Origin of the sequence: Microbacterium festucae (assembly GCF_025421715.1) — a bacterium.
Lineage (GTDB): Bacteria > Actinomycetota > Actinomycetes > Actinomycetales > Microbacteriaceae > Microbacterium > Microbacterium festucae.
Genome location: NZ_JAOEFC010000001.1, coordinates 1,092,229 through 1,115,951, shown reverse-complemented (window position 1 = coordinate 1,115,951; position 23,723 = coordinate 1,092,229). Strand labels below are relative to the sequence as shown.

The 23,723-nt window shown below is 72.8% G+C and carries 23 protein-coding genes; 11 read left to right on the top strand and 12 right to left on the bottom strand.

Annotated elements, in window-relative coordinates; genetic code table 11:
* Nucleotides 1-27 precede the first annotated feature (27 nt).
* A complete protein-coding gene (locus N3K63_RS05005; protein ID WP_261578890.1) occupies nt 28-411 on the bottom strand; it encodes a VOC family protein in 384 nt (127 codons plus the stop codon).
* Between the two features lie 98 nt (nt 412-509).
* On the bottom strand, nt 510-977 hold the full coding sequence (rraA, locus tag N3K63_RS05000) for a ribonuclease E activity regulator RraA (RefSeq protein WP_261578889.1): 468 nt from the start codon (nt 975-977) through the stop codon (nt 510-512).
* Between the two features lie 175 nt (nt 978-1,152).
* Between rraA and N3K63_RS04995 the strand changes: the two genes are divergently transcribed.
* Nucleotides 1,153-1,734, top strand: a complete 582-nt coding sequence (locus tag N3K63_RS04995; RefSeq protein WP_261578888.1) for a nitroreductase family protein — start codon at nt 1,153-1,155, stop codon at nt 1,732-1,734.
* A gap of 240 nt (nt 1,735-1,974) precedes the next feature.
* Here N3K63_RS04995 and N3K63_RS04990 read toward each other — a convergent pair whose 3' ends face one another.
* The gene (locus tag N3K63_RS04990; RefSeq protein WP_261578887.1) at nt 1,975-2,517 is read right to left on the bottom strand and encodes an ArsR/SmtB family transcription factor; all 543 of its coding nucleotides are present in this window, start codon (nt 2,515-2,517) and stop codon (nt 1,975-1,977) included.
* Between the two features lie 58 nt (nt 2,518-2,575).
* On the opposite strand from N3K63_RS04990, the gene N3K63_RS04985 reads away from it, so the two are divergent.
* Nucleotides 2,576-3,835, top strand: a complete 1,260-nt coding sequence (locus N3K63_RS04985) for an MFS transporter (RefSeq protein WP_261578886.1) — start codon at nt 2,576-2,578, stop codon at nt 3,833-3,835.
* Nucleotides 3,836-4,017: 182 nt separating this feature from the next.
* On the opposite strand, the gene N3K63_RS04980 is transcribed toward N3K63_RS04985, so the two are convergent.
* Nucleotides 4,018-4,482 (bottom strand): hypothetical protein, encoded by a 465-nt coding sequence (locus N3K63_RS04980; protein WP_261578885.1) that lies wholly within the window; start codon nt 4,480-4,482, stop codon nt 4,018-4,020.
* Nucleotides 4,483-4,636: 154 nt separating this feature from the next.
* Between N3K63_RS04980 and N3K63_RS04975 the strand changes: the two genes are divergently transcribed.
* The 3 genes from N3K63_RS04975 to N3K63_RS04965 are packed head-to-tail and all read left to right on the top strand — an operon-like array spanning nt 4,637 to nt 7,661.
* The gene (locus tag N3K63_RS04975; RefSeq protein WP_261578884.1) at nt 4,637-5,782 is read left to right on the top strand and encodes a type III polyketide synthase; all 1,146 of its coding nucleotides are present in this window, start codon (nt 4,637-4,639) and stop codon (nt 5,780-5,782) included.
* Complete coding sequence (locus N3K63_RS04970) at nt 5,779-6,516, top strand: methyltransferase domain-containing protein (protein ID WP_261578883.1); 738 nt, start codon at nt 5,779-5,781, stop codon at nt 6,514-6,516. The genes N3K63_RS04975 and N3K63_RS04970 overlap by 4 nt, the downstream gene beginning before the upstream one ends.
* A complete protein-coding gene (locus N3K63_RS04965; protein ID WP_261578882.1) occupies nt 6,513-7,661 on the top strand; it encodes an FAD-dependent oxidoreductase in 1,149 nt (382 codons plus the stop codon). Before N3K63_RS04970 ends, N3K63_RS04965 begins: the two co-directional genes overlap by 4 nt.
* A gap of 21 nt (nt 7,662-7,682) precedes the next feature.
* Here the strand turns inward: N3K63_RS04965 and N3K63_RS04960 are convergent, their stop codons facing one another.
* Nucleotides 7,683-8,537: a UbiA family prenyltransferase gene (locus tag N3K63_RS04960; RefSeq protein ID WP_261578881.1), complete on the bottom strand. Its 855-nt coding sequence runs from the start codon at nt 8,535-8,537 to the stop codon at nt 7,683-7,685.
* 10 nt (nt 8,538-8,547) lie between these two features.
* On the bottom strand, nt 8,548-10,710 hold the full coding sequence (locus tag N3K63_RS04955) for an ATP-dependent Clp protease ATP-binding subunit (RefSeq protein WP_261578880.1): 2,163 nt from the start codon (nt 10,708-10,710) through the stop codon (nt 8,548-8,550).
* Between the two features lie 111 nt (nt 10,711-10,821).
* On the opposite strand from N3K63_RS04955, the gene N3K63_RS04950 reads away from it, so the two are divergent.
* Nucleotides 10,822-11,331 (top strand): hypothetical protein, encoded by a 510-nt coding sequence (locus N3K63_RS04950; RefSeq protein ID WP_261578879.1) that lies wholly within the window; start codon nt 10,822-10,824, stop codon nt 11,329-11,331.
* 5 nt (nt 11,332-11,336) lie between these two features.
* On the opposite strand, the gene N3K63_RS04945 is transcribed toward N3K63_RS04950, so the two are convergent.
* The 3 genes from N3K63_RS04945 to N3K63_RS04935 form a co-directional block, all read right to left on the bottom strand.
* The gene (locus N3K63_RS04945; protein ID WP_261578878.1) at nt 11,337-12,305 is read right to left on the bottom strand and encodes a GlxA family transcriptional regulator; all 969 of its coding nucleotides are present in this window, start codon (nt 12,303-12,305) and stop codon (nt 11,337-11,339) included.
* A 593-nt stretch (nt 12,306-12,898) separates the two neighbouring features.
* Nucleotides 12,899-13,978 carry a glycosyltransferase gene (locus N3K63_RS04940; RefSeq protein ID WP_261578877.1) on the bottom strand — a complete coding sequence of 360 codons (1,080 nt, stop codon included), beginning with the start codon at nt 13,976-13,978 and terminating at the stop codon, nt 12,899-12,901.
* 1 nt (nt 13,979) lies between these two features.
* A complete protein-coding gene (locus tag N3K63_RS04935; RefSeq protein ID WP_390895026.1) occupies nt 13,980-15,194 on the bottom strand; it encodes a glycosyltransferase in 1,215 nt (404 codons plus the stop codon).
* 164 nt (nt 15,195-15,358) lie between these two features.
* On the opposite strand from N3K63_RS04935, the gene N3K63_RS04930 reads away from it, so the two are divergent.
* Nucleotides 15,359-15,970: a hypothetical protein gene (locus tag N3K63_RS04930; RefSeq protein WP_261578876.1), complete on the top strand. Its 612-nt coding sequence runs from the start codon at nt 15,359-15,361 to the stop codon at nt 15,968-15,970.
* On the opposite strand, the gene N3K63_RS04925 is transcribed toward N3K63_RS04930, so the two are convergent.
* Both N3K63_RS04925 and N3K63_RS04920 read right to left on the bottom strand, forming a co-directional pair.
* Nucleotides 15,951-17,048, bottom strand: coding sequence for an AI-2E family transporter (locus N3K63_RS04925; protein WP_261578875.1), 1,098 nt, complete (start codon nt 17,046-17,048; stop codon nt 15,951-15,953). The genes N3K63_RS04930 and N3K63_RS04925 overlap by 20 nt on opposite strands.
* On the bottom strand, nt 17,045-18,118 hold the full coding sequence (locus N3K63_RS04920; protein WP_261578874.1) for a DUF998 domain-containing protein: 1,074 nt from the start codon (nt 18,116-18,118) through the stop codon (nt 17,045-17,047). Before N3K63_RS04920 ends, N3K63_RS04925 begins: the two co-directional genes overlap by 4 nt.
* Before the next feature lie 68 nt (nt 18,119-18,186).
* Here N3K63_RS04920 and cls point away from each other — a divergent pair, with 68 nt between their 5' ends.
* Nucleotides 18,187-19,650: a cardiolipin synthase gene (gene cls, locus N3K63_RS04915; protein WP_261578873.1), complete on the top strand. Its 1,464-nt coding sequence runs from the start codon at nt 18,187-18,189 to the stop codon at nt 19,648-19,650.
* 15 nt (nt 19,651-19,665) lie between these two features.
* Here the strand turns inward: cls and N3K63_RS04910 are convergent, their stop codons facing one another.
* Nucleotides 19,666-20,418, bottom strand: a complete 753-nt coding sequence (locus N3K63_RS04910) for a FadR/GntR family transcriptional regulator (RefSeq protein WP_261578872.1) — start codon at nt 20,416-20,418, stop codon at nt 19,666-19,668.
* A 110-nt stretch (nt 20,419-20,528) separates the two neighbouring features.
* On the opposite strand from N3K63_RS04910, the gene N3K63_RS04905 reads away from it, so the two are divergent.
* Genes N3K63_RS04905 through N3K63_RS04895 form a run of 3 tightly spaced genes read left to right on the top strand, consistent with a single transcriptional unit; the run spans nt 20,529 to nt 23,706 of the window.
* Nucleotides 20,529-21,683 (top strand): mandelate racemase/muconate lactonizing enzyme family protein, encoded by a 1,155-nt coding sequence (locus N3K63_RS04905; RefSeq protein ID WP_261578871.1) that lies wholly within the window; start codon nt 20,529-20,531, stop codon nt 21,681-21,683.
* Nucleotides 21,683-22,660 (top strand): MBL fold metallo-hydrolase, encoded by a 978-nt coding sequence (locus tag N3K63_RS04900; RefSeq protein WP_261578870.1) that lies wholly within the window; start codon nt 21,683-21,685, stop codon nt 22,658-22,660. Before N3K63_RS04905 ends, N3K63_RS04900 begins: the two co-directional genes overlap by 1 nt.
* The gene (locus N3K63_RS04895; protein WP_261578869.1) at nt 22,657-23,706 is read left to right on the top strand and encodes a Gfo/Idh/MocA family protein; all 1,050 of its coding nucleotides are present in this window, start codon (nt 22,657-22,659) and stop codon (nt 23,704-23,706) included. The genes N3K63_RS04900 and N3K63_RS04895 overlap by 4 nt, the downstream gene beginning before the upstream one ends.
* The last annotated feature ends 17 nt before the right edge of the window (nt 23,707-23,723 follow it).

Below are 23,723 nucleotides of genomic sequence, written 5' to 3'. Positions count from 1 at the left end.
GTGCGGGCTCGGTGGGCGCCGCGGGGGTCAGCCCTCGACGATCACCGAGATGACGTTGCCGGCGGGGTCGCGGAACCAGGCGATCTCGGGGCCGCCGTTGCCGCGGGCGATGCCGCGCTCGTCGGTGCCGAAGTCGGGGTCGTCGTAGATCTTCGTCGTGACGCCGGCGGCGTTGAGCGCGTCGACGGCCGCGTCGATGTCGGACACGACGAGGTTCAGGATCGTGAACGACGCGGGCACGTGGTCGTGCTTCGGGTAGGCGATCGTGTGCCACCCGCCCGGCAGCTCGATGTCGAGGATCCCCATCTCCCCCAGCTCCACCTCCAGTCCGAGGGTGTCGCGGTAGAACGCCTCGGCGGCGGCGATGTCGTCCACCGAGAACCCGGCGAAGGCGGAGTCGAAGGCGATCATGGTGTTCCTCCCGGATCGGTGCCCCTCCACGGTGGCCCTCCCGCGCGTGCGGCGCAAGACCCCCGCCGTGCGGACCCCTCGTGCCGACGGGGCGGCGGTCAGCGCTCGATGAGGATGCCGTCGGCATCCGCCCACACGTGTGCCCCGGGCCGGAACACGACGTCGTCGACGGTCACCGGCACATCGAGCTCGCCGGCGCCGGTCTTCGCGCTCTTGCGCGGATTGGAGCCGAGGGCCTTGACGCCCAGCGGCAGGCGGCCGATCGCCGCGCGGTCGCGGACGGCGCCGTGCACGATGATGCCGGCCCAGCCGTGCGCCACCGCGGCGGCCGCGATCTGGTCGCCCACCAGCGCCGAGGCGAGCGACCCGCCGCCGTCGACGACGAGCACGGCGCCCGCACCGGGCGTGGCCAGCACCTGCTTGACGAGCGCGTTGTCGCGGTGACAGCGCACGGTGCGCACCGGCCCGTCGAAGGCGATGTGCCCGCCGATGTCCTGCAGCTGCAGGGACAGCGAGGCGAGCTCCTCGCCGCGGTCGTCGTAGAGGTCTGCCGTCGCGATGCCCATGCGCCCACGCTAGGTCGACGCACGGATGCCGTGGCGGGGGCGGTGCCGGGAAGATCGCCGCGTCTTCTGTGACGGCGAACTTCATGCATCCAGCGGGAACACAACCGGGGTGCATACCGTTGTTATGCGTCGGGCCGAGGGCGTCCCGTCGCAGACCACCCCCCAAGGAGACGCCATGAGCACCACCCTCGTCCAGCCGGCCACCACCGACGCCCCGATCCTCGACGTCCTCGCCGAGCGCTGGAGCACGCGCATCTTCGACGCCACCGCGCCGATCGACGAAGCGGCCCTCGCCAGCGCCCTCGAGGCCGCCCGCTGGGCCCCGTCGGCCAACAACTCGCAGCCGTGGCGCTTCATCGTCGCCCGCCGCGGATCGGCCGCCCACGCCTCGATCGTCGACTCGCTGGTCGGGTTCAACCAGAGCTGGGCCGCGGATGCCGCCGCGCTCGTCGTCTTCGCCACCGTCACCTCCCTCGAGGGCAAGCCGCTGGCGTGGGCCGCCTATGACACCGGCCAGGCCGCCGCGCACTTCACCGTGCAGGCGCACGCCTCGGGCCTGCACACCCACCAGATGGGCGGGTTCGACCGCGCCGCCATCGCCGAGGAGTTCGGCTTCGGCGACGAGCTGGCCGCCGTCACCGTCATGGCCGTCGGGGCGCTCGGCGACATCGCCGCCGCACCCGAGGCCCTCCGCACCCGCGAGCTCGCCCCGCGCACCCGTCGCCCGATCGGCGACTCGCTCCTCGCCAACGCCTGACCCGCCGGAGTCGCGTTTCGACTCGCTGCGCTCGCTCAACGACCGGGGGTGTCGCTGCGCTCGCTCAACGACCGGCGGGCGGGGTTCTGGTCGTTGAGCGAGGAGCGCAGCGACGAGTCGAAACGCCCCCCCGGGGCAGCGCGTTTCGACTCGCTGCGCTCGCTCAACGACCGGGGGTCGAGGGTTCTGGTCGTTGAGCGAGGAGCGCAGCGACGAGTCGAAACGCACCCCGCGGGCACCTCACCGCGCGGGCGGGTTGCGGTCGGGGTGGAGCACCGTGACGAGCGAGAACGACGCACCCTCGGCATCCGGCCCGCGCTCTTTGAACTCCTGCAGCAGGCCGTAGAGGCGCTCTCGCAGCTCGTGCAGGTGCTCGTCGTTCAGGCGCAGGCCCAGCCAGGTGGTCTCGACCGACTCGGGGTCCAGACCCTCCATCTGCTGGCGCATCGTCTCGAGCAGCACGATCGACTGGTTCGGCATCCGCGGTGCGCGCCACGACAGGCCGGTCGCGATGTAGGGGACCTCGCGCGCCCCGCGCGTGCCGATGCGCTCGTCCTGGGGCGCGAGCAGCCCGACGTCGACGAGCGTGCGCACGTGGTGGAGCATCGTGCCGGGGTTCACCTCGAGCAGCTCGGCGATCTCCTTGTTGGTGCGCGCGTCGAACGCGCACAGGCGCAGCACGCGCAGTCGCAGCGGTGAGCTCAGCGCCCGCGCGAGCGCCTGCGCGGCCGCGTCGTCGGCATCCGCGATCGGGTCGTCATCCACGTTCGCAGGGTCGGTCATGCGCCCACCGTAGCCCAGTGATTGACAGAGTTCAATCACTCCGGTCATACTGATTTGCATGTCCCAATCAGTCGAGGTCGCGCCGCGCTCGCTCTGGCACGACCGCAACTTCCTCACGATGTGGGGTGGGCAGGCGCTCAGCCAGTTCGGTGCGCAGATCACCGAGCTGGCGCTGCCGGTGCTGGCCGTGCTGCTGCTGCACGCGACCGAGTTCGAGGTCGGCCTGCTCAACGCCGCCGCGACCGCCGCGTTCCTGATCGTCGGACTGCCCGCCGGGGCGTGGATCGACCGCATGCGCAAGCGGCACGTGATGATCGTCGCCGACGGCATCCGCGCGGTGGCGCTGGCGATGCTGCCGCTGCTGTGGTGGCTCGGGTCGCTCGAGGTGTGGCACATGCTCGTCGTGTCGCTGATCATGGGCGTCGCGACGGTGTTCTTCGACGTGTCGTACCAGTCGATCGTGCCCTCGCTGGTGCCGGCGCGGCAGATCGCCGAGGCCAACGGCAAGCTGGAGTCGACGTCGCAGATCGCCGGCATCGTGGGTCCCGCCGCCGGCGGCTGGCTGATCGCGGTCATCACCGCACCCTTCGCGCTGCTGGCGACCGCGGTGACCTACGTCTTCTCGCTGGTGGCGCTGAGCGCGACGCGTGACGCCGAGGTCGTCGCCGCGCGCGGCACGCACGACCCGCTCGTGCGGTCGGTGCGCGAGGGCCTGGCGTGGGTGTTCGGCAACCCCTACCTGCGCCTCATCGTCGGCACCACGACGGTGTCGAACTTCTTCAGCACCATCACCTTCACCCTGCTGCCGCTGTTCGTGCTGCGCACGCTCGGCTTCGGACCCGAGCTGATGGGCCTGATCTTCGCGGCCGGCTCGGTCGGCGGACTCGTCGGCGCCATCGCCACCCCGCACCTCGCACGCGGGATCGGCGAGGCCCGCGCCATCCCGATCTCGGCCGTCGGATTCTCGCTCGTCGCGCTGCTGCTGCCCGCCGCCGCCCTCGTGCCCTCGCTCGCGATCCCGATCCTCATCGCCCAGAGCTTCGCCGGGTCGTTCTTCGTGCTCGTCTACAACATCACGCAGGTCACCTTCCGGCAGCGCATCACCCCCGGACGCCTGCTGGGCCGCATGAACGCCTCGATCCGGTTCTGCGTCTGGGGCGTCATGCCCATCGCCGCCCTGCTCGCCGGGGTGCTCGGCGAGGCGCTCGGCGTCGTGCCCACCATGTGGATCGGCGCCGTCGGAGCACTGGCCTCGGCGCTGTTCGTCGTGCGCCGGCGCTTCCTCACCCGCGATCTTCCGGCCGCCGCCGGCGCGTGAGGGGCGGGTGCGTGCGCGATTCGCACGCCGAGCTGCCCCGTCGCGGCGCATAACTCAGGCAGAATCGCCCGACCAGGCCGCGCGCGGGCCCGAAACGCGCGATCTGCCTGAGTTATGCGCCCTTGCCGCGCCGCACCCGGATACGGGACACGCCCGCGCCGCACCCGGCGAGACCCCCGCGGCTACTCGCGCTCCTCGCGGCGGCCGCGCAGGATGCCGGCGACGGCGGTGCTGAGCGTGACGAACCAGGATGCCGTGGCCACGAGCGTCGCGGCGGTGAACACCGTGGTGGCGATGTCGATCGGGAGTCCGGTCCACACCGAGACGGCCGGGGCGAGCGGTCCGGCGTCGCTGGAGTCGGGGATCGTCAGCCCGACCACGAGAAGGCCGACCCACTGCACGATCATCGCGATCGCGTAGATCAGGCGCACCGAGCGGGCGCGGCGGGCGATCGGATCGAGCAGGCCGAGCAGGGGCGGCAGCAGCAGCAGGGCGATGACGAAGATGCCGTAGACGAAGCCGAGCACCGCCATCCAGCCGAGCTCGGCGCCGACGAACCCGCGCCCGATGAAGACGAACAGCGGCAGCAGCACCGCGAAGATCCACTGCAGCACGAAGATCGACCGGCCGAACGAGGCGATGCGCATCCTCCGAGCGTAGCCGCGCCCCCGCACCGCCCCCGCCCGGCACAGCACCGCCCCCGCCCGGCCCCGCCCCGCCCGACGCCCCACCACCCAGCACAGTTCCCCGCGAATCGCCACCCCATCCCCGCGCGGGGCCGCACCCCGGTAGCCTGCGGCAATGACTGCACGGATCATCGGCATCGGCACCGCCGTCCCGCAGACCCGCCTCGACCAGTCCGAGGTGCGCGACCTGTTCGCGGGGCAGCCGGGCGTCTCCCGGCTCACCGCGAGGCTGGTCGCCGCGGCGTTCGACCATGCCGACATCGACACCCGCCACACGGTGCTGCCCGAGCTGGTGAGCGGGGGCTCGCCGTTCATCGATGCGGCCACGCGCGGCATCCTCGCCCCCTCCACCGGCGCCCGCAACGCGGTGTACACCCGCGAAGCACCGGCGCTGTTCGCCACCGCTGCCCGTGACGCCCTCGACCGTTCCGGCGTCGACGCGTCGGAGGTGACGCATGTCGTCACCGCCTCGTGCACGGGGTTCTTCGCCCCCGGCCCCGAGTTCCGCCTCGTGCGCGACCTCGGCCTCGACCCGACGGTCTCGCGCGAGCACCTCGGGTTCCTCGGGTGCGCGGCGGCGCTGCCCGCCCTGCGGTCGGCCGCGCGCATCTGCGCCGCCGACCCGACCGCGACCGTGCTCGTTGTGTGCGGCGAGATCTGCACGATCCACCTGCGCCGCTCCGACGACCCCGACCAGATCGTGTCGTCGGCGGTGTTCGCCGACGGCGCGGCCGCGGCTGTGGTCACCGGGATGCCGGTCGACGCCGCCACCCCGCACCTCGAGCTCGACCGGTTCGCCACCGCGATCACGCAGGACGGCGAGTCGGACATGGGCTGGACCATCGGCGACACCGGCTTCGAGATGACCCTGTCGGCCGAGGTGCCGCGCATCATCGGCCGCGAGGTGCGCGGCGCGCTCGAGCCGCTGCTGACGTCGGTCGCGCCCGACACCTGGGCGGTGCACCCCGGCGGCAAGAGCATCCTCGACCGGGTGCAGGGCGCCTTCGACCTGCCGGATGCCGCGCTGGCGCCCTCCCGCGACGTGCTGCGCCACTACGGCAACATGTCGTCGGCGACGGTGCTGTTCATCCTGCAGCGTCTGCTCGAAGACCCCGCCCGCCGTGACGGCGCCCGGGTGCTGGCGCTGGCGTTCGCGCCCGGACTCACCGTGGAGTCGGCGCTGCTGACCGTGCGCGCCCCGGCCGCGGAGCCGTTCGCCGACGCGCTGCGCGGCGAGACGCCGGTGGCGCTCGCCCGATGACGGGGCTCGCCGCACGCGACGAACGACTGCGCGAGCTCATGGACGACCCCGACTGCGACCCGGTGCGCCTGCGCCGCACGCTCGAGCGCTTCGCCGTGGTGAACCGGCTCGTCTCGGGGTGGGGCACGGTGTATCGCACCCGGGTGCGGCCGGCCCTGCGCGCCGTCGCCGGCCCCGCGCGGATCGTCGACATCGGATGCGGGGGCGGCGATGTGCTGCGCGGCCTGGTCGCCCGCGCCCGCCGCGACGGCTTCGAGGTCACCGGCCTCGGCATCGACCCCGACGAGCGGGGCCTCGCGGTCTCCCGCGCCACCGCGCTCCCGGGCGTCGACTATCGCGCCGCGCACAGCAGCGACCTCGTCGCGGCCGGGGAGCGCTTCGACATCGCCGTCTCCAACCACGTGCTCCACCACCTCGACGCGCGCGAGCTCGCCACCGTGCTCGACGACTCCGCCGCCCTCGCCCCGAGCCTGGCGCTGCACTCCGACATCGCCCGGTCGCGGCTGGCCTACGCCGCCTACGCGGTGGGGATCACCCCGCTCGCGCCCGGCAGCTTTCTGCGCACCGACGGACTGCGCTCCATCCGCCGCAGCCGCACCGTCGCCGAGCTCGCGACCCTCCCCGGCTGGGACGCCAGCGCCCCGGTGCCGTTCCGGGTGCTGCTGACCCGCTCCGCCAGCGCACCGACCGGCCCCGCCTCCACCGCCCCCGCAACAGCCACCCCCCGCCGATGACCGGCATCGTCATCGTCGGGGCCGGACCGGTGGGCACCCTGCTGGCCGCCGAACTCGCGCGCCGCGGTGTGGCGGCCCGCCTGCTCGAACGGCGCCCCGCCGCCGGCGCCGGCTCCCGCGCCGTCGGCATCCACGCCACGACACTCGCCGCGCTGGAGGCATCCGGGGTCACCGAGCGCCTGCTGGCCACCGCCCGGCGGGTGCGCGAGGGCGAGGCGCGCCACCGCGGCCGCACCCTCGGCGTCGTGCGCTTCGACCGCCTCGACACCCGGCATCCGTACGTCGCGACGCTGCCGCAGTCGGCCACCGAGGCCGCCCTCGCCGGCGCCGCCGGCGCGTGGGGCGCCGCCGCGCCCGAACGGGGCGCCGAGGTGACCGGCATCCGCCCGGGGCGCGGCGGCGCGCACGTGCTGCGGGCGGATGCCGATCCGCTCGAGGCCACCGTCGTCGTGCTCGCCGGCGGCGGCCGCTCGCGTGCGCTGCACCCGGCGGGCGCGCGCACCCACGCCTACCCCGACCGCTACCTCATGACCGACGGGCCCGACGCGGGTTCCGACGGCGACCGCGCCGTGGTGCACCTCGACCCCGACGGGGTGCTCGAGTCGTTCCCGCTGCCGGGCGGCGCGCGGCGCTACGTCGCATGGGTGCGCGCGGGCGGCGACGAGAGCGGCGAGGCGGCCGCCGAGCGGCTGCGCAGGGCGGTGGCCCGCCGCACCGGATCGGATGCCGCCGCGGCGGCCCTCACGTCGGCGACAGCGTTCGGGGTGCGGCGTGCACTCGTCTCGTCGCTGCGCAGCGGGCCGGTCGTGGCGATCGGCGACGCCGCGCACGAGGTGAGTCCCATCGGCGGCCAGGGCATGAACCTCGGCCTCATCGACGCGGTCACCCTGGCGCCCCTCCTGGCCCAGTGGGCGCGGGACGGCGAGGCCCCGCCCGAGCTCGATCGGTGGGATCGGTCGCGGCGCCGCGCGGCGGCCCTGTCGGCGCGCATCGCCGCGGTCAACACCCGCCTCGGGCGTCCCTCCCCCGCACGGGTGCGACCGGTCGCGGTGCGTCTGGCGCTGCGGTCGCCGGCCGAGCGGCTGCTCGCCCGTGCCTACGCGATGGACTTCGACCCGACTGCCGCAGCGCTGCGCCCGCGCTGACCGGGAGCGGGTCCGCCCGGCTCAGGCCACGCTCACCCCGGTGGCCGCCAGCTGCAGCGCCAGCAGGAGCGCCGCCGCCATCACGAGACGGAAGACGGTGCGGTCGGCGCCGCGCAGCGCGCGCACGAGTCCCACCCCGGCGAGCGCCGTCACCAGTGCGAACCCCACGGCACCGGCCACCGCCACCGGCGCACCGGCAATCACCGGTCCGAGCAGCACCGCGAGCGCGCCGGCCTCGACTGCGGCGAACGCGATGACCGCCGAGGCCGTCGCGCCGAGCCGGTGCGGCAGTCCGCGCACGCCCGTCGCGGCATCGTCGTCGAGGTCGGGCAGCACGTTGGTCAGGTGCACGGCCACGCCGAGCGCCGCCCCCGCCACCGACGCCCAGGGCGCGGCGAGCGCGGGAGCGGGCAGCGACAGCGTCGCGAGCGAGGGGAACAGCCCGAAGCTCACGATGAACGGCACCACCGAGATCGCGGTGCGCTTGAGCACGAGGTTGTAACTCCACGCGGATGCCAGGGCCACCGCGTGCGCGACGAGCATCCCGGCCCCGAGCGGTGCCGACAGGGCGAGGGCCGCCGCGACCGACACGGCCGCCGCGATCCACACGGTGCGCGCCGACACCTCGCCGCGGGCGATGGGCTTGTCGGTGCGGCCCACGGCGGTGTCGCGCCGCGCGTCCATCGCGTCGTTGGACCACCCGACCGACAGCTGACCCGCCAGCACGGCGACGGCCAGGAGCGCCAGCCGGCCGGCATCCAGCCCCGCCGAGACCCCCAGGATGACCGACAGGGCGGTCACGACGAGTGTGGGCCCCGGGTGGCTGGACATCGCCAGCGCACGCACGGGGCCCGCAGCGTGGGAGGGGGGAGGCATGCGCGCCACCCTATCCGGGAAGACCGCCTCCGCTGGTGAGCACCAGCCCGCCGCCGGCGGCATCCACGTCGACGCGCACGAGGTCGCCGTCGTGCACCCCGCCGGAGAGGATCGCCATGGCCAGCCGGTCCTGGATCTCGGACTGGATGAGCCGGCGCAGCGGACGCGCGCCGAACACCGGGTCGTAGCCGCGCTCGGCCAGCCACGCCCGGGCGTCGGGGGTGACGGCCAGGGTGAGCCGGCGATCCTTCAGCCGGCGCTGCAGCGCGTCGACCGACAGCTCGACGATCTGGGCGAGGTCGTCGTGCGACAGCGACTCGAACATCACCGTGTCGTCGAGCCGGTTGAGGAACTCGGGCCGGAAGGCCTGCCGCAGCAGCACCTGCACCTGCTCGCGCTTCTGCTCGGTGGTCAGCATCGGGTCGATGAGGATCGGCGAGCCGAGGTTGGAGGTGAGGATGAGGATGACGTTGCGGAAGTCGACCGTGCGCCCCTGGCCGTCGGTGAGGCGGCCGTCGTCCATCACCTGCAGCAGCACGTCGAACACCTCGGGGTGGGCCTTCTCGACCTCGTCGAGCAGCACCACCGAGTAGGGGCGCCGGCGCACGGCCTCGGTCAGCTGCCCGCCCTGCTCGTACCCGACGTAGCCGGGAGGAGCCCCGACCAGGCGCGACACCGAGTGCTTCTCGCCGTACTCCGACATGTCGATGCGCACCAGGGCGTGCTCGTCGTCGAAGAGGAATTCGGCCAGCGCCTTGGCCAGCTCGGTCTTGCCGACGCCGGTGGGGCCGAGGAACAGGAACGAGCCGGTCGGCCGGTTCGGGTCGCTGATGCCCGCGCGCGAGCGGCGCACGGCATCGGAGACCGCCTTGACCGCGGTCTTCTGCCCGATGAGGCGCTTGCCCAGCTCGGCCTCGAGGTGCACGAGCTTCTCGCTCTCCCCCTGCAGCAGACGTCCGACGGGGATGCCGGTCCACGCGGCGATCACGGCGGCGATGTCCTCGTCGGTGACCTGCTCGTTGACCATGCGCTCCTCGGTGGGCGCGGCCTCGGCCCGCTCGGCCTCGACCAGCTGCTCCTGCAGCTGCTTGATGGTCTCGTACTCGAGCTTGGACGCCTTGGCGTAGTTCGCCTCGCGCAGCGCGCGGTCGCGCTCGGTGACGGCCTCGTCGAGCCGCTTCTTCAGGTCGCCGACCCGGGTGAGACTGGAGCGCTCGCGCTCCCACCGCGCCTCGAGCTGGGCCAGGGTCGCCTCGGCCGAGGCCATCTGCTCGCGCAGCTTCCCCAGGCGCTCCTTCGACGCGTCGTCCTTCTCTTTCTTGAGGGCGAGCTCTTCCAGGCGCATGCGGTCGACCTGGCGCTTGAGCTCGTCGATCTCCACCGGCGACGAGTCGATCTCCATCTTCAGACGGCTCATGGCCTCGTCGATGAGGTCGATCGCCTTGTCGGGCAGCTGACGGCTCGGGATGTAGCGGTTCGACAGCGACGCGGCGGCCACCAGCGCACCGTCGGTGATCGTGACACCGTGGTGCGCCTCGTAGCGGCCCTTGAGTCCGCGGAGGATCGCGATCGTGTCTTCGACGCTCGGCTCGCCGACGTACACCTGCTGGAAGCGCCGCTCGAGCGCGGCATCCTTCTCGATGAACTCGCGGTACTCGTCGAGCGTCGTCGCCCCGATGAGGCGCAGCTCGCCGCGGGCGAGCATGGGCTTGAGCATGTTGGAGGCGGCCACCGACCCCTCGCCGCCGCCCGCGCCCATCAGCACGTGCAGCTCGTCGATGAAGGTGATGACACGCCCGTCCGACTCGGTGATCTCCTTGAGCACGCTCTTCAGGCGCTCCTCGAACTGGCCGCGGTACATCGCGCCGGCCACGAGCGCCGAGATGTCGAGCGAGACGAGCTCCTTGTCTTTGAGCGACTCGGCGACATCGCCGGCGACGATGCGCTGGGCGAGTCCCTCGACGACGGCGGTCTTGCCGACGCCGGGCTCGCCGATGAGCACGGGGTTGTTCTTCGTGCGACGCGTGAGCACCTGGCTGACGCGGCGGATCTCGCTGTCGCGGCCGATGACGGGGTCGAGCTTGCCCTGGCGCGCGCGGTCGGTGAGGTTGATCCCGAACTGCTCGAGGGCGCTCTTCTGGTCCTCCTGCCCGGGCTGGGGTTGTGCGTTCATTCGTTCTCCTGAAAATCTCTCGGCTCAAAGTTGAGCCTGCTTGACTCAAGTTTACCAGCACACCGGATGCCGCGGCAACGAGGCATCCGACCGGCCTGTTACCGTCGTGCTGTGGATGCTGAACTGCGACGCCGCGGCCGGTCGCTCTATGCCGCCTTCGCCACCGAGCAGGCGATCTACGGCGTGCTGCTGGTCGCCGGCCTCATCGTGGTGGCGAGCCTGCACGCGTCGAGCTCGCTCGATGTGCTGACCGTCGTGGTCTTCACGGTGCTGGTGTTCTGGCTGGCCCACGTCTATGCCGGCGCCGTCGCCCGGCACGGGGTGCACGAGGGCCGCACCATCGGCATCCGCGACTCGCTGCGCGCCGCCGTGCGCGACTCGATGGGACTGCTCGTGGCCGCGCTCCTCCCCTGCGCGCTGCTGCTGCTGGGCACGCTCCGCGTCGTGCCCGACGCGCTGGCGGGCTGGGTGGCCCTGTGGTCGTGCGTCGCGATCCTCGGAGTGCTCGGCTACGTCGCCTTCCGTCGCCGCGGAGCGCCGATGGCGGTGCGCCTGCTCGGCGCGGCCACCACCGCCGGCTTCGGCGCGCTGATGGCGCTGCTGAAGGCGATCGTGCACTGAGGTGATCAGGCGGCGGGCTCCGCGACCGCGCAGGTGAACCGCGCGCGGTAGGCGGTGGGGGTGAGCCCCAGGGTGCGGGAGAAGTTCTGCCGCAGCACGGCGGCCGAGCCGAAGCCGGAGGCGTGGGCGACGGCATCCAGTCCCAGGTCGGTCTGCTCCAGCATCCGCTGGGCGTGGATGATGCGCTGGCGCGCCAGCCAGGCCGCCGGCGTCGTGCCGTAGTCGGCCTTGAACCGGCGGGCGAACGTGCGCGGCGACATGTGGGCGCGCACGGCCAGCTGCTCGACCGAGAGGTCGAGGCCGAGGTTCTCGAGCATCCAGTCGGTCACCGGCGCGAGCGACAGCGAGGTCGACACCGGCAGCGGTGCGGCGATGAACTGCGCCTGCCCGCCGTCGCGCTGCGGCGGCACCACCATGCGCCGCGCGATCTGGTTGGTCATCTCGGCCCCCAGCTCGAGCCGCAGCAGGTGCAGGCACGCGTCGATGCCGGCGGCGGTGCCGGCGCTCGTGATGATGCGGCCGTCCTGCACGTAGAGCACGTCGGGGTCGACGTCGATCGTCGGATACATGCGCGCCATCGTCGCCGCATACCGCCAGTGCGTGGTCGCGCGCCGGCCGTCGAGCACGCCCGCGGCGGCCACCGCGAACGATCCGCTGCACACCGTCAGCACCCAGGCGCCGCGGTCCACCGCGCGCCGGATGACCTCGCACACCCGCTCGTCGACGTGATCCCACGCCGAGCGCGGGATCGGGGTCACCACGACGAGGTCGGCCTCGTCGGCGAAGGCGAGGTCGTCGGCGACGTTGATCGAGAAGCGCATGTTGCTCTCGACGGCACCGGGGTCGGGCGTGACGATGCGGAAGTCGAAGTTCGGGATGCCGTCGTCGCTGCGGTCGAGCCCGAACGCCTCGCACGCGAGGCCGAACTCGAACGGCGCGAACCCGGGCTGCACGATGCACGCGACAGTCTTCATGGCAGGAATCCTACACGAAGCGGCAGTCCTGCCACTCGTGGCAGTCGGAGTGCGTGCGTAGCGTTTCTGCCATGATCACCGTCATCGTCCTCACCCTGCTGCTCGCGGGTGTCGCGGCCGTCAGCACGGTTCGCGCACTCTCCACCGACGGCTACCGCCGCATCCCCACCGACCCCACCCGCCTCCCCTGACCCCCGCCCCCGCACGCGGGTCTGCCTCTGGGTCCCGCCGAGTGCCGCCCGGTCGAGCTTCCCCCTGCCGAGTGTCCAAGACACGCGGATGCCGCGGGCACGATGCCGCGTGTCTTGGACACTCGGCGGTCGGGGCGAGACTCAGGGTGCGAGCCAGGGCCCAGCGCCACGAGCCCGGACACACATCACCACCGTCGGCCCCCACCGCTCCCGCCCCGGTCGCCCCGGCATCCACCCCGGTCGATTGTCCAAGACACGCGGATGCCGCGGGCACGATGCCGCGTGTCTTGGACACTCGGCGGGTCGGGGGGAGCCCCGGGGCGCGCACCGGCGGGCGGGGGCGGAAGCCCTACCCCCGCGAGCTGACCCGCCCCGGCGGCCGCACCCCACCACCCCGGCGGGTCAGCGGGCGAGGGAGGCGACGGCGTCGAGGAGGATGCCGGCGGAGCGGGCCCAGGTGAAGCGGGCGATGTGCGCGGTGCCGGCGGCGACCACGTCGGCCCGGCGGGCGGGGTCGTCGAGCGAGCGCACGGCCCCGGCGACGGCCTCGGGCGACTGCGGGTCGACGTAGAGCGCACCGTCGCCGGCGACCTCGCGGAAGATCGGCATGTCGGTGACCACGGCCGGAACCCCCAACGCGAGCGCTTCGGCCAGCGGCAGCCCGTAGCCCTCGTCGAGGCTCGTCGAGACGAGCACGGCGCGGTCGGCGAGGGCGGCGGCGTACGCGGCATCCGTGACGCCGTCGTGGAACACGACGCTGCCGTCGCCGGCGAGCTGCGTGAACTCGGCACGCCGCTCGGGCGTGATGCGCGAGAGCAGGTGCAGGGTGCGGCCGGGCAGCAGCCGCATCGCGCGCGCCAGGATCTCGACGTTCTTATAGGGCATGAACGAGCCCATGTAGACGAGGTTCTGCGCGCCCGGCTCGACGGTGACGCCGTAGGCGCCGAGCTGCTGCGGGGCGTTGGGGACCACGACGACGGGGCGCCGGGTCAGCCGCACCTCGGCGAACTGGGCGGCCGAGGTCTCGGAGACCGTCGCGACGATGTCGGCCGCGTTGAGCGTGAGGCGCTGCGGCACGTACGACAGGTGGAACAGGCGCCAGCCGACGCGCACGTACCAGGGCAGGTCGCGCGGCGGAGTGCGGTGCCGGTAGTAGATCGTGTCGTGCAGGGTGAGGATCAGCCGGAACCGGCGCCCCAGCGAGCCGATGGTCTGCATCGGCGAGAAGACGACGTCGGGGCGCAGCCGGTTGAGCAGGAGCGCGGTCAGCGGCTCGCGCGCGGCGGTGGGCGCGTGGATCTTGTGCACCTTCGCGCCGGCCGGCAGCAGCGGCACCTGCCGGTCGTCGAAGACGAGGAACACCACCTGCACGCCGCGGGCGGGCGCCTCGGCGGCCACGGCCGCGGCCAGCTCCGCCGAGTAGCGGCTGATGCCGTCGTGGAACTCCCAGCGGATGTAGCGCGCGTCGAACAGCAGCCGCATGTCAGCTTCCGATCGGCTCACCGCGGTAGAGCTTCTCGAACGTGTCGAGCGTCTTCTCGATGTCGTGCATCTCGACGCCGCGCAGCGACGCCTCCTGCATGCGCAGATAGTCCTCGGGGGATGCCGTGAGCACGCGGCGCAGCTTGTCGGCGAGGTCGTCGACATTGCCGGGCTCGAACAGGTAGCCGTTCTCGCCGTCGCGGATGAGGTGGGGCAGGGCCACGGCGTCGGCTCCGACGACGGGGAGACCGGATGCCATGGCCTCCATCGTCACGATCGACTGCAGCTCGGCGATCGAGGCGATCGCGAAGACATCCGCCTTGGAGTAGGAGGCCCGCAGGGCCGCCTCGTCGACGCGGCCGTGGAAGGTGACACGGTCGGTGAGGCCGAGCTTCTGGGTCCACTGCTCGAGGTTGCGGCGCTGGTCGCCGCCGCCGACGATGTCGAACGTGATGTCGGGCAGCTCGGGGGCGAGCCGGGCGACGGCCTGCAGCACGACCTCGACGTGCTTCTCGGTCGTCAGGCGCCCCACGAACAGCACCCGCGAGTGCGGGCGCGGGGTGAGGTCGGGGGTGTAGTTGCGCTTGTCGATGCCGCAGCTGATGGGGATGACGCCCTGGATGTCGATCGTCGCCTCGAGGAACTCCGCCGCCTTGCGGGTGGGCGTGGTCACGGCGCGCGACATGTCGAAGGTGCGCTTGGCGTCTTCCCAGGCGAGCTTGACGACGACCTTGTCGAGCAGGGGCGGGAGGGTCGTGAAGTCGAGGATGTTCTCGGCCATGACGTGGTTGGTCGCCACGACCGGGATGCCGCGCTGAGTGGCGATGCGGGTGAGACCGCGGCCGATGACGATGTGCGACTGGCTGTGCACGACGTCGGGCTTCACCTCGTCGAGCACCTTGCGCGCGTAGTGCTTGCTGCGCCACGGCCAGACGAAGCGGAGCCAGTCGTGCGGGTACCAGCGCACGCCGGGGAGGCGGTGCACGGTGAGCGGCACCTCTTCGATCACCTCGGTGAAGGTGCCGTGCTGGGAGTGCTTGACGCTCGGGGTCACGACGTGCACGTCGTGGCCGCGCGCGGCGAGGCCGGCGGCCAGGCGTTCGGCGAAGCGGGCCGCGCCGTTCACGTCGGGGGCGAACGTGTCGGCCGCCATGACGATGGTCAGGGGGCGATGCTCGCCGGGGGCGGAGGGCTCGGGGGTCGCGGTGGGAGTCACGGGATGGTGGCTGCCTATCTCTGCGGCGTGCTCGACGGGGGTGGGTGTCGGGTCCGGCCAACTCTACCCGAGCGCGTTCGCGACACCCCGACGTCGCGCCAGGGCTATGCGGATCGGCGGCGTGCACTCAGCCGCGGCTCGGGGCGGGTGTCTACCCTGAGGGCATGACTCGACTGACCGCCGACGCCGACCCGTCGCGCTGGGTGCCGGTGACCGGTTCGCTGGGCCTGCGCGGACGACGCCATCGCAAAGCCGCCATCCGGATGCTGCTCTCCCAGGCCCGCGGCATGGGCGGTGCCGCCGCGGGCGAGGCCGGCGCGCCCCGCCCCGGCGGCGGGTTCGCGGCCTGGGCGATGAGCCAGGCCGCGCCGCTGCTCATGCGCAAGGCCGACGGCCGCGTGCTGGTGTGGGTGTGGAAGGACGACCCGTCGCTGCTGGTGGTCATGGCGCAGGTGCAGCAGGCCACCCCGCAGCTGCGCGCCGCCCGGGCGACGATGCCGATCGAGTACGACGACACCGAGGACTTCCGCAACACCCACCTGGGCACCGGCGAGAAGCTCGTGATGGCGATCGCCCCCGACGGGCGCACCCCGCCGTTCGCCACCTACACGTGGGACACCGGCACGCACCTGGTCACCGTCACGGCGGTGTGCGGCGACCGGGAGCGGTTCGGCACCGTGATCGGCGCCGTCGACGAGATCGCGCGGTCGCTGCGCCTGGCCGACGACCTCACCGTGGGCGAGTCGCCGACCGTGCTCAGGATCGATCCGCGCTGACCTCAGCCGGCGGCCGCGCCTGCCGGTCGCCCGACAGCCACCGCAGCCACCACGCCCCGGGGTCGCCCTCGAGGATGAGGGCGCGCACGAGCAGGGTGAGCGGGATCGACAGGATCGCCCCCAGCGGCCCGATCACGAACGTCCAGAAGATCACCGAGAAGAAGCTCAGGGTGAGGCTGAGGTCGACCGCGTCGCTGACGAACTTCGGCTGCACCATCACCTGCAGCGTGACGTTGACGACGCAGTAGATGGCGATGACGGCCAGCATCAGCGGCCAGCCGCCCACGACGAGCGCCAGCAGCGCCGGCGGCACGAGGCCGATCACGAAGCCGATGTTGGGGATGAAGTTGGTGACGAAGGCGAGGATCGCCCACACCCCGGGGATCGGGATCTGCAGCGCCCACAGCGCCAGCCCGTCGACGATGGCGACGACGGCGCCGAAGCTCGCGTTGACGATGTAGTAGCGGCGCACACCGCGGTTGAACGCCTGGAAGCGGCCGACCGCCGGTCGCACCCGGGCGCCGAACGTCGCCGTCGCCCGTGCGTAGCGGGCCCCGTCGGCGGCCATGAAGATGACGTAGGCGAGCACGAAGAAGAACGCGGTGAGCACGTTGAGCGCGGCGCCGCCGAGCGAAGTGGCGTAGCCCACGATCGCGGTGGGGTCCAGCAGCGAGCCGACGGCATCCGAGGCCTCATCGGTGAGCCCGAGGGTCGCCAGCCAGCCGACGACCGCGTCGCCGGTGGCCCGCAGGTCGCCGGCCGACTCGCGCACGAGGCGCACGAACGCCCCGCCGGCGTAGACCAGCAGCGCGGCCATGGCCGCCAGCACGACGTAGGCGACGACGATGACCGCGGTCGTCGCGAGCCAGCGCGGCCACCCGCGCCGCTCGAGCGGATGGCGCACCGGGTGGCAGATGATCACGATGACCGCCGCCAGGGCGAGCGGTCCGACGATCTCGCGCGCCAGCCAGAGACCGACGAGCACGACCACCGCGGCGGCCAGCCCGATGAGGATGCGGGTCGTCGGCGACAGGGCCGGCGGCGGCGTGGGGGCGGGCTGCGGGGCGGTGCGCTTCACGCCGTCAGGCTACCCTCCGGGCGGGCCACGTCGTCGGTGTCGGTCTGCAGGGCGGCGGCGCTGCGGATGAACAGGATGATCCAGGAGAAGATCAGCAGGCCCGCGACGAGCTCGACGGCCGTCAGCGTGTAGTAGCCGACGCCGAACAGCACCCCGAGCACGACGATCACGGCGAGGAACACCCAGCCCAGCACGACGAAGCCGCGCGGGATGCCGGGGATCCACACCCGCATCCGGATGGCCGCGACGGCGAAGGCGGCGACCATGCCGGTGGCCACGGTGTTGTGGATCCAGAAGTGCACGTCGACGTGGAAGATGCCCACGCACGCCAGGAACACCCCGACGATGATCAGGCACAGCCGCACGTTGCGCGCGCCGCGCGGATGCGACGAGGGCACGCCCGTCGTGGCGTACCGGGCGAGGGTGGTCACCAGCGCGCCGGCGACGATGAGGGTGAGGTTGAACGCGAACGCGGAGAGGTCGTCGGTCATCCCCAGCGCCGAGAGGTTCATCTTCCACCACTGCGGATCGGTGGCGGTGAGCATGCTGGCGATCACGCCGAGCACGAGGAAGACGGCGAGGATCGTCGCCAGCAGCGACAGATCGATGCGGGTCGCCGAAAGGAACGCGGCGTAGGCGGTGACGGCGGCGACGGCCCCCGCCAGCGCCAGCAGCGGCAGGGCGAACACCTCCGCGCCGATGAAGGACTCCTCCATGATCACCGTCAGCAGCGTCCAGGCGAGCAGGGCGATGATGCCGTGGGCGAGGGCGAGCGCGGCCACGTCGAAGACCTCGAGCGCGGCGACGGGGCGCCCCCGGTCGCGGGTGACGTAGCGGCCGGCGGCGAAGGCGAGCATCGCCGCGACGGCGCCGGCGAGCGCGGCGAACTGGCCGATCGAGCCGGGCCCGCCGATGGGGGCGCTGGAGAACCGGAACACCGCGAGCGCGGCCAGCGCGGCGACCACGAACGCCACGGCGCCCACGCCGAGCGCGAGCGACTCGCGCGTGCGGGCGCTGGAGGTATCGACGGCGCCCCGGGCGCCGGGCCGCGAGGGGACCGTTGTGCTCATGGTGCACACCGTAGCGCCGCGGGTGCGGCGGTGCCCACATCCGGGCGGTACCTCCCTATCCTGAGCGCATGGACTCGGCGCTGTGGACCAACGTGTGGTGGGTTGTCGGCGTGCTGGTGGTGCTGACGATCGACTTGATCGCCCTCATCGTCATCCCGCGCCGCCGCAAGCCCACCGCGGCGATGGCGTGGCTGCTGCTGATCCTGCTGCTGCCGATCGTCGGCATCCTCTTCTTCCTGCTCATCGGTGACGCGCGGCTGCCCGCGGCCCGGCGCGACGAGCAGTCCCGCATCGACGGCATCCTGCGTGCGCACCCCGCGCCGGCCCGGGCGGATGCCGCGTCGTGGCCGCGGGCCGTGCAGCGCATCGTCGAGCAGAACGAGAACCTCACGAGCCTGCCGGCCGTCGCCGGCAACGAGCTCGCCCTCTACGAGGGCTACCAGGAGGCGATCGACGCGATGGCGGCCGCCATCGACACCGCGACGACGTTCGTGCACGTGGAGTTCTACATCGTGGGGTGGGACGACACGACGCGCGGCTTCTTCGCCGCGATGGAGCGGGCCGTCGCCCGCGGGGTGAGCGTGCGTCTGCTCGCCGACCACATCGCCTCGCGGAAGATCCCCCGCGCCGACGAGACCTTCGCCGAGCTCGACCGCATCGGCGTGCGCTGGGCGTGGCTGCTGCCGGTGCAGCCGCTGAAGGGCAAATACCAGCGGCCCGATCTGCGCAACCACCGCAAGCTCGTCGTGGTCGACGGCCGGGTCGGGTTCATGGGATCGCAGAACCTCATCGCACGCGACTACGACTCGGAGAAGAACCGCAAGCGCGGTCTGATGTGGCAGGAGCTCGTCACGCGGGTCGAGGGCCCGGCCGTCGCGCAGATCGACGTGGTGTTCCTCTCGGACTGGCTCATCGAGACCGGGGAGGACCTGCGCGGCGAGTTCCGCTCCGGCGCGGGCATCCCCGACGAGCGCCCCGACGGGGTGGTGTGCCAGCTGGTGCCCAGCGGCCCGACCTACGAGACCGAGAACAACCTGCGGCTGTTCCTCGCCCTCATCCACGGCGCCACCGAGAGGGTCATCATCACGAGCCCGTACTTCGTGCCCGACGAGGCGATGGTCTACGCCATCACCGGCGCCTGCCGGCGCGGGCTCGAGGTCGAGCTGTTCGTCTCCGAGATCGCCGACCAGGGTCTCGTCTCGCACGCCCAGCGCTCCTACTACGAGACGCTGCTCGAAGCGGGCGTGCGCATCTACCTGTATCCGGCGCCCTACATCCTGCACGCCAAGCACTTCTCGGTCGACGACGACATCGCCGTCATCGGCTCGAGCAACATGGACATCCGCTCGTTCAGCCTGAACGCCGAGATGTCGCTCCTGGTGCGCGGCGCCTCGTTCGTGCAGCAGATGCGCGCCGTCGAGGCCCGCTACCGCGCCGCCGGGCGCGAGCTCACCCTCGAGCAGTGGCGCCGCGAGCCGCGCACGGCGACCTTCCTCGACGGGCTGGCGCGGCTGACCTCGGCGCTCAACTGAGGGGCCGTGCCGCGCTCACTCTTTGTGGGTGGGCTCCTTGTGGGTGGGCAGGCGGCGCCGGCTCCACGAGCCCAGGATGTGGCCCTCCATGGCCAGGCGCGCCCGTTCCGCGTCGCCTGCCGCGATGGCATCCAGGATCTGCGTGTGCTCGTCGAGGGTCGTCTCGAAGGCGTGGGCGGGGTCGACGCCCTGGTAGCGAGTGCTGTGCACCGCCCGCTCCAGCAGCACGAGGGCGATGTTCTGGGCGAGCAGGTTGCCCGACAGCTCCATGACGACCTGGTGGAAGCGCACGTCGGCCTGGCGGAAGGCCTCGGAGTCGGCGATCACCTCGCGCTGCCGGTCGAGGCTCTCGCGCAGGCGGCCGGCGCCCTCGTCGGTGACGCTGCGCGCGGCGGCGGCGGCCATGACCGACTCGACGGCGCTGCGCACGACCGAGAGGTCGTCGAGGATGCCGAGGGTGTCGTCGTGCCCGATGAGCGAGCGCAGCACCATGGGGTCGAGCAGGTTCCACGACGTCATCGGGTTGACGTGGGTGCCGCGGCCCTGCGCGACGGTGACCATGCCCTTCTCCTGCAGCCGCTTCATCGACTCTCGGATGACGGTGCGGCTGACCCCGAACTGACTGCTCAGCACGGCCTCGGGCGGAAGCACCTCGCCGGGCACGACCCGGCCCGAGACGATCGCCTCGACGAGCTCGGCGAGCACCGCCGCGCCGATGCGATCGATCGGAACGCGCGCGATCTCGCGGGCGGGGCTGACTTCGCTCATGGTGGCCACTTTAGGACGTCGCCCGCCGTCGTCGAGGAAAGGCTCGCTGAACCGCATACGTGTGATGTATGCTGTTTCTACTTCCACCAGTCTCGACGATCAAGGGCGATATGAAGATCACTGGCTACCGCATCGTGCGGACGCGTCACCACTGGGGTCGCCCCGTGGGCGACGCCAACGGCTTCATCTCTTCGGGCGTCACCGACCTCGCCCTCGTCGTCGTCGAGACGGACGCCGGCATCGAGGGCATCGGCATGGGCTCCGCCCACGACATCGACCGGCTCTTCCCCGCCCTCGAGGGCAAAGACCCCCGCGCGGTGACCGCGCTCTACGACGCGATGCTCGCCCGCGTGTTCAAGTCGGGGCACGGCGGGGCGACCTTCGGCGGCATCGGCGCCCTCGACAGCGCCCTGTGGGACATCAAGGCGAAGGCCGCCGGCGAGCCGCTGTGGCGGCTGCTGGGCGCGGCCGACCGCTTCGTCCCCGGCTACGCGTCAGGGCTCGACATCGCCCTCGACGACGAGCAGCTCGCCTCGTTCTACCGCACGATGGCCGAGCGCGGCTTCGCCAGCGGAAAGCTCAAGGGCGGCCGCGACGTCGAGACCGACCTGCGCCGCCTCGACATCGTCGAGGACGCCCTGTCGACGAACACCGCCCGCCCCGCACTCATGCTCGACGCCAACGAGTCGTGGAACCTCAAGCAGGCCGTGCGCTACGTCTCGGCCATCGAGGAGCGCCGCGACCTCACCTGGATCGAAGAGCCGCTGCGCCGCTGGGATGCCGCGGGCCACGCGCGCCTGTCGGCCAGCGTGCGGGCGGCCGTGGCCACGGGCGAGAACCTCACCGGCCTCGAGCAGTTCGCCCCGCTGCTGGACGCGCACGCCGTCGACATCGTGCAGGCGGGCGCCGTGTGGGGCATCACGCACTTCCTGCGGGTGGCCACCGTCGCCCACGGCCGGCTGCTGCCGGTGAGCCCGGTGGGCCTGACGGCCAACTACGCCCTCGCCGCCGCGGCCGCCGCCATCCCCAACCATCTGTCGGCCGAGATCCAAGACCTCGGCGCGCCGCTGGGCGTCATCCTCGACCAGCAGATCGCCGACGGCGGCGTCGTGCTCGGCGACGAGCCCGGCGCCGGCATCCGCCTCGACGAGTCGGCCATCGACACCGCCCGCGCCGGTTCCGGCTGGGCCGAGGCCGCCGGCCCCCACGTGCGCTCGCCGCGGGCGGGGCTGCGGCTGATCACCGACACCGGCTGGGAGGCGTGATGCAGCTGCGACCGGGACTCCACCGCATCCAGGCGCCGCTGGGCGAGCGCTTCATCGCGATGTACCTGTTCGAGGGGCCCGCCGGCGCGCTGCTGCTCGACACCGGCGTCGCCGACAGCGTGCCGGGCACCCTGCTGCCCTATCTGCAGGGCATCGGCTTCGACCTGGCGCGGCTGCGCTGGGTCGTGAGCTCGCACTGCGACTTCGACCACACCGGCGGCAACGCGGCCCTGGCCGCCGCCGCGCCGCACACGCAGTTCCTCGCCGGTGCCGCCGACGTGGCGATGACCGAGAGCGTCGACGAGCTCATCCGCGGCCGCTACGGCGAGTTCGCCGAGCCCGACGGGTTCGACGACCCGCCCGAGACCACGGCGCTGGTGCGCGCCTCGACGGGCCTGGTGAGCGTCGACCGTCCGCTGCACGGCGGCGAGGAGTTCGACCTCGGCGACCGCGTCGTGCGCGTGCTGGCGGTGCCCGGCCACTCGCCCGGGCACCTGGCCGTGTGGGATGCCGACAACCGGGCGCTCGCGATCTCGGATGCCGTGCTGGGAGAGACCGTGCCCACCGCCGACGGCGACGCCGCCTTCCCGCCCACCTACCGCGACACCGTCGCCTACGCCGCGACGATCGCGCACCTGCGCACCTTCGACGCCGACCTGCTGCTCACCGCCCACTACCCGGTGTACGAGGGGGAGGGCGTCGAGCGGTTCCTGACGCAGTCGCTGGCCTACACCGAGCGCATCGACGCCGTGGTCTCCGCCGCGCTGCGCGCCGCGGCGGGACCGCTGACCACCCTCGAGCTGATCGAGCGCACCGCCGCCGACCTGGGCCCGTGGGGCCCCGGGGCGCGGGAGTACCTGATCTTCCCGATGACCGGCAACCTCGAGCGCTTCGCCGCCGACGGCCGTGTCGTCGTCGGCGAGCGCGGCGGCCGGCGCACCTGGGCGTGGCAGACCCCCGCGGGAGCCCGGCCGTGAGCCGCGTGCGCCTCGGCGCGATCGGCGCCGGCTGGTGGGCCACCAGCAACCACTTCCCGCTGTTCGCGGCCCGCGACGACGTCGAGCTGGTGGGCGTGTGCGGTCTCGGGCCCGACCTGCCCGGCATCCGCGACCGGTTCGGCTTCGGCTTCGCCACCGAGAACGCCGACGAGCTGCTCGACGCGGGCCTGGACGCCGTCGTCATCTCCACCCCGCACGACCTGCACCACCCGCTGGCGGCGGCCGCGCTCGATCGCGGCCTGCACGTGCTGTGCGAGAAGCCGATGACCCTCGACGCCGCCCAGGCGTGGGACCTGGCCGAGCGCGCCGAGCGCGCCGGCACCGTGTTCGTCGTGCCCTACGGCTGGAACTACAAGCCGTTCACCGTGGCGGCCAAGCGGATGCTGGACGCCGGGCGCATCGGGCAGATCCAGTACGCGCTGTGCCACATGGCCTCGCCCACGCGCGGGCTGTTCGGCAGCGACCCGACCCACATGCTGGAGCGCTGGAACTCGGCCACCGCGCCCAACCCGAGCACCTGGTCGAGCCCCGAGCACGGCGGCGGCTACGCCCACGGGCAGATCACGCACTCGTCGGCGCTGCTGTTCTGGCTCACCGGGCTGCGCGCGGCCACGGTGGCCGGCCGGGTCATCGGCGCAGGCGCCCCCGTCGACCTCTACGACGCCGGCGTCATCACCTTCGACGGCGGGGCGCTGGGCGCCCTGTCGGGGGCGGCGACCCTCGCCGACGGCGACAAGTACCAGGTCGACATCCGCCTGTTCGGCTCGGAGGGCGTGCTCATGATCGACGTCGAGCGCGAGCGGGTGAGCCTCAGCCGCATCGACGGCGAACGCGAAGAGGTCGCGATCACCCCCGGCGAGGGCGAGTACGAATGCCTCGTGCCGCCGGCCCGGTTCATCGACCTCATCACCGGCGCCAGCACCGAGAACAACTCCCCCGTCGACGTGGCCGCCCGCTCGGTCGAGCTGATCGCCGCTCTGCTGCGCTCCTCGGCGCAGGGCGGCGCCACCGTCGCCGTCCACTGACCCCGCCCCTGCGAACG

Excerpts from the sequence above, each read along its gene's own strand:
- N3K63_RS05005 (WP_261578890.1), bottom strand. The coding sequence starts at position 411 with ATGATCGCCTTCGACTCCGCCTTCGCCGGGTTCTCGGTGGACGACATC.
- rraA (WP_261578889.1), bottom strand. The coding sequence starts at position 977 with ATGGGCATCGCGACGGCAGACCTCTACGACGACCGCGGCGAGGAGCTC.
- N3K63_RS04995 (WP_261578888.1), top strand. The coding sequence starts at position 1,153 with ATGAGCACCACCCTCGTCCAGCCGGCCACCACCGACGCCCCGATCCTC.
- N3K63_RS04990 (WP_261578887.1), bottom strand. The coding sequence starts at position 2,517 with ATGACCGACCCTGCGAACGTGGATGACGACCCGATCGCGGATGCCGAC.
- N3K63_RS04985 (WP_261578886.1), top strand. The coding sequence starts at position 2,576 with ATGTCCCAATCAGTCGAGGTCGCGCCGCGCTCGCTCTGGCACGACCGC.
- N3K63_RS04980 (WP_261578885.1), bottom strand. The coding sequence starts at position 4,482 with ATGCGCATCGCCTCGTTCGGCCGGTCGATCTTCGTGCTGCAGTGGATC.
- N3K63_RS04975 (WP_261578884.1), top strand. The coding sequence starts at position 4,637 with ATGACTGCACGGATCATCGGCATCGGCACCGCCGTCCCGCAGACCCGC.
- N3K63_RS04970 (WP_261578883.1), top strand. The coding sequence starts at position 5,779 with ATGACGGGGCTCGCCGCACGCGACGAACGACTGCGCGAGCTCATGGAC.
- N3K63_RS04965 (WP_261578882.1), top strand. The coding sequence starts at position 6,513 with ATGACCGGCATCGTCATCGTCGGGGCCGGACCGGTGGGCACCCTGCTG.
- N3K63_RS04960 (WP_261578881.1), bottom strand. The coding sequence starts at position 8,537 with ATGCCTCCCCCCTCCCACGCTGCGGGCCCCGTGCGTGCGCTGGCGATG.
- N3K63_RS04955 (WP_261578880.1), bottom strand. The coding sequence starts at position 10,710 with ATGAACGCACAACCCCAGCCCGGGCAGGAGGACCAGAAGAGCGCCCTC.
- N3K63_RS04945 (WP_261578878.1), bottom strand. The coding sequence starts at position 12,305 with ATGAAGACTGTCGCGTGCATCGTGCAGCCCGGGTTCGCGCCGTTCGAG.
- N3K63_RS04940 (WP_261578877.1), bottom strand. The coding sequence starts at position 13,978 with ATGCGGCTGCTGTTCGACGCGCGCTACATCCGCTGGGAGTTCCACGAC.
- N3K63_RS04930 (WP_261578876.1), top strand. The coding sequence starts at position 15,359 with ATGACTCGACTGACCGCCGACGCCGACCCGTCGCGCTGGGTGCCGGTG.
- N3K63_RS04920 (WP_261578874.1), bottom strand. The coding sequence starts at position 18,118 with ATGAGCACAACGGTCCCCTCGCGGCCCGGCGCCCGGGGCGCCGTCGAT.
- cls (WP_261578873.1), top strand. The coding sequence starts at position 18,187 with ATGGACTCGGCGCTGTGGACCAACGTGTGGTGGGTTGTCGGCGTGCTG.
- N3K63_RS04910 (WP_261578872.1), bottom strand. The coding sequence starts at position 20,418 with ATGAGCGAAGTCAGCCCCGCCCGCGAGATCGCGCGCGTTCCGATCGAT.
- N3K63_RS04905 (WP_261578871.1), top strand. The coding sequence starts at position 20,529 with ATGAAGATCACTGGCTACCGCATCGTGCGGACGCGTCACCACTGGGGT.
- N3K63_RS04900 (WP_261578870.1), top strand. The coding sequence starts at position 21,683 with ATGCAGCTGCGACCGGGACTCCACCGCATCCAGGCGCCGCTGGGCGAG.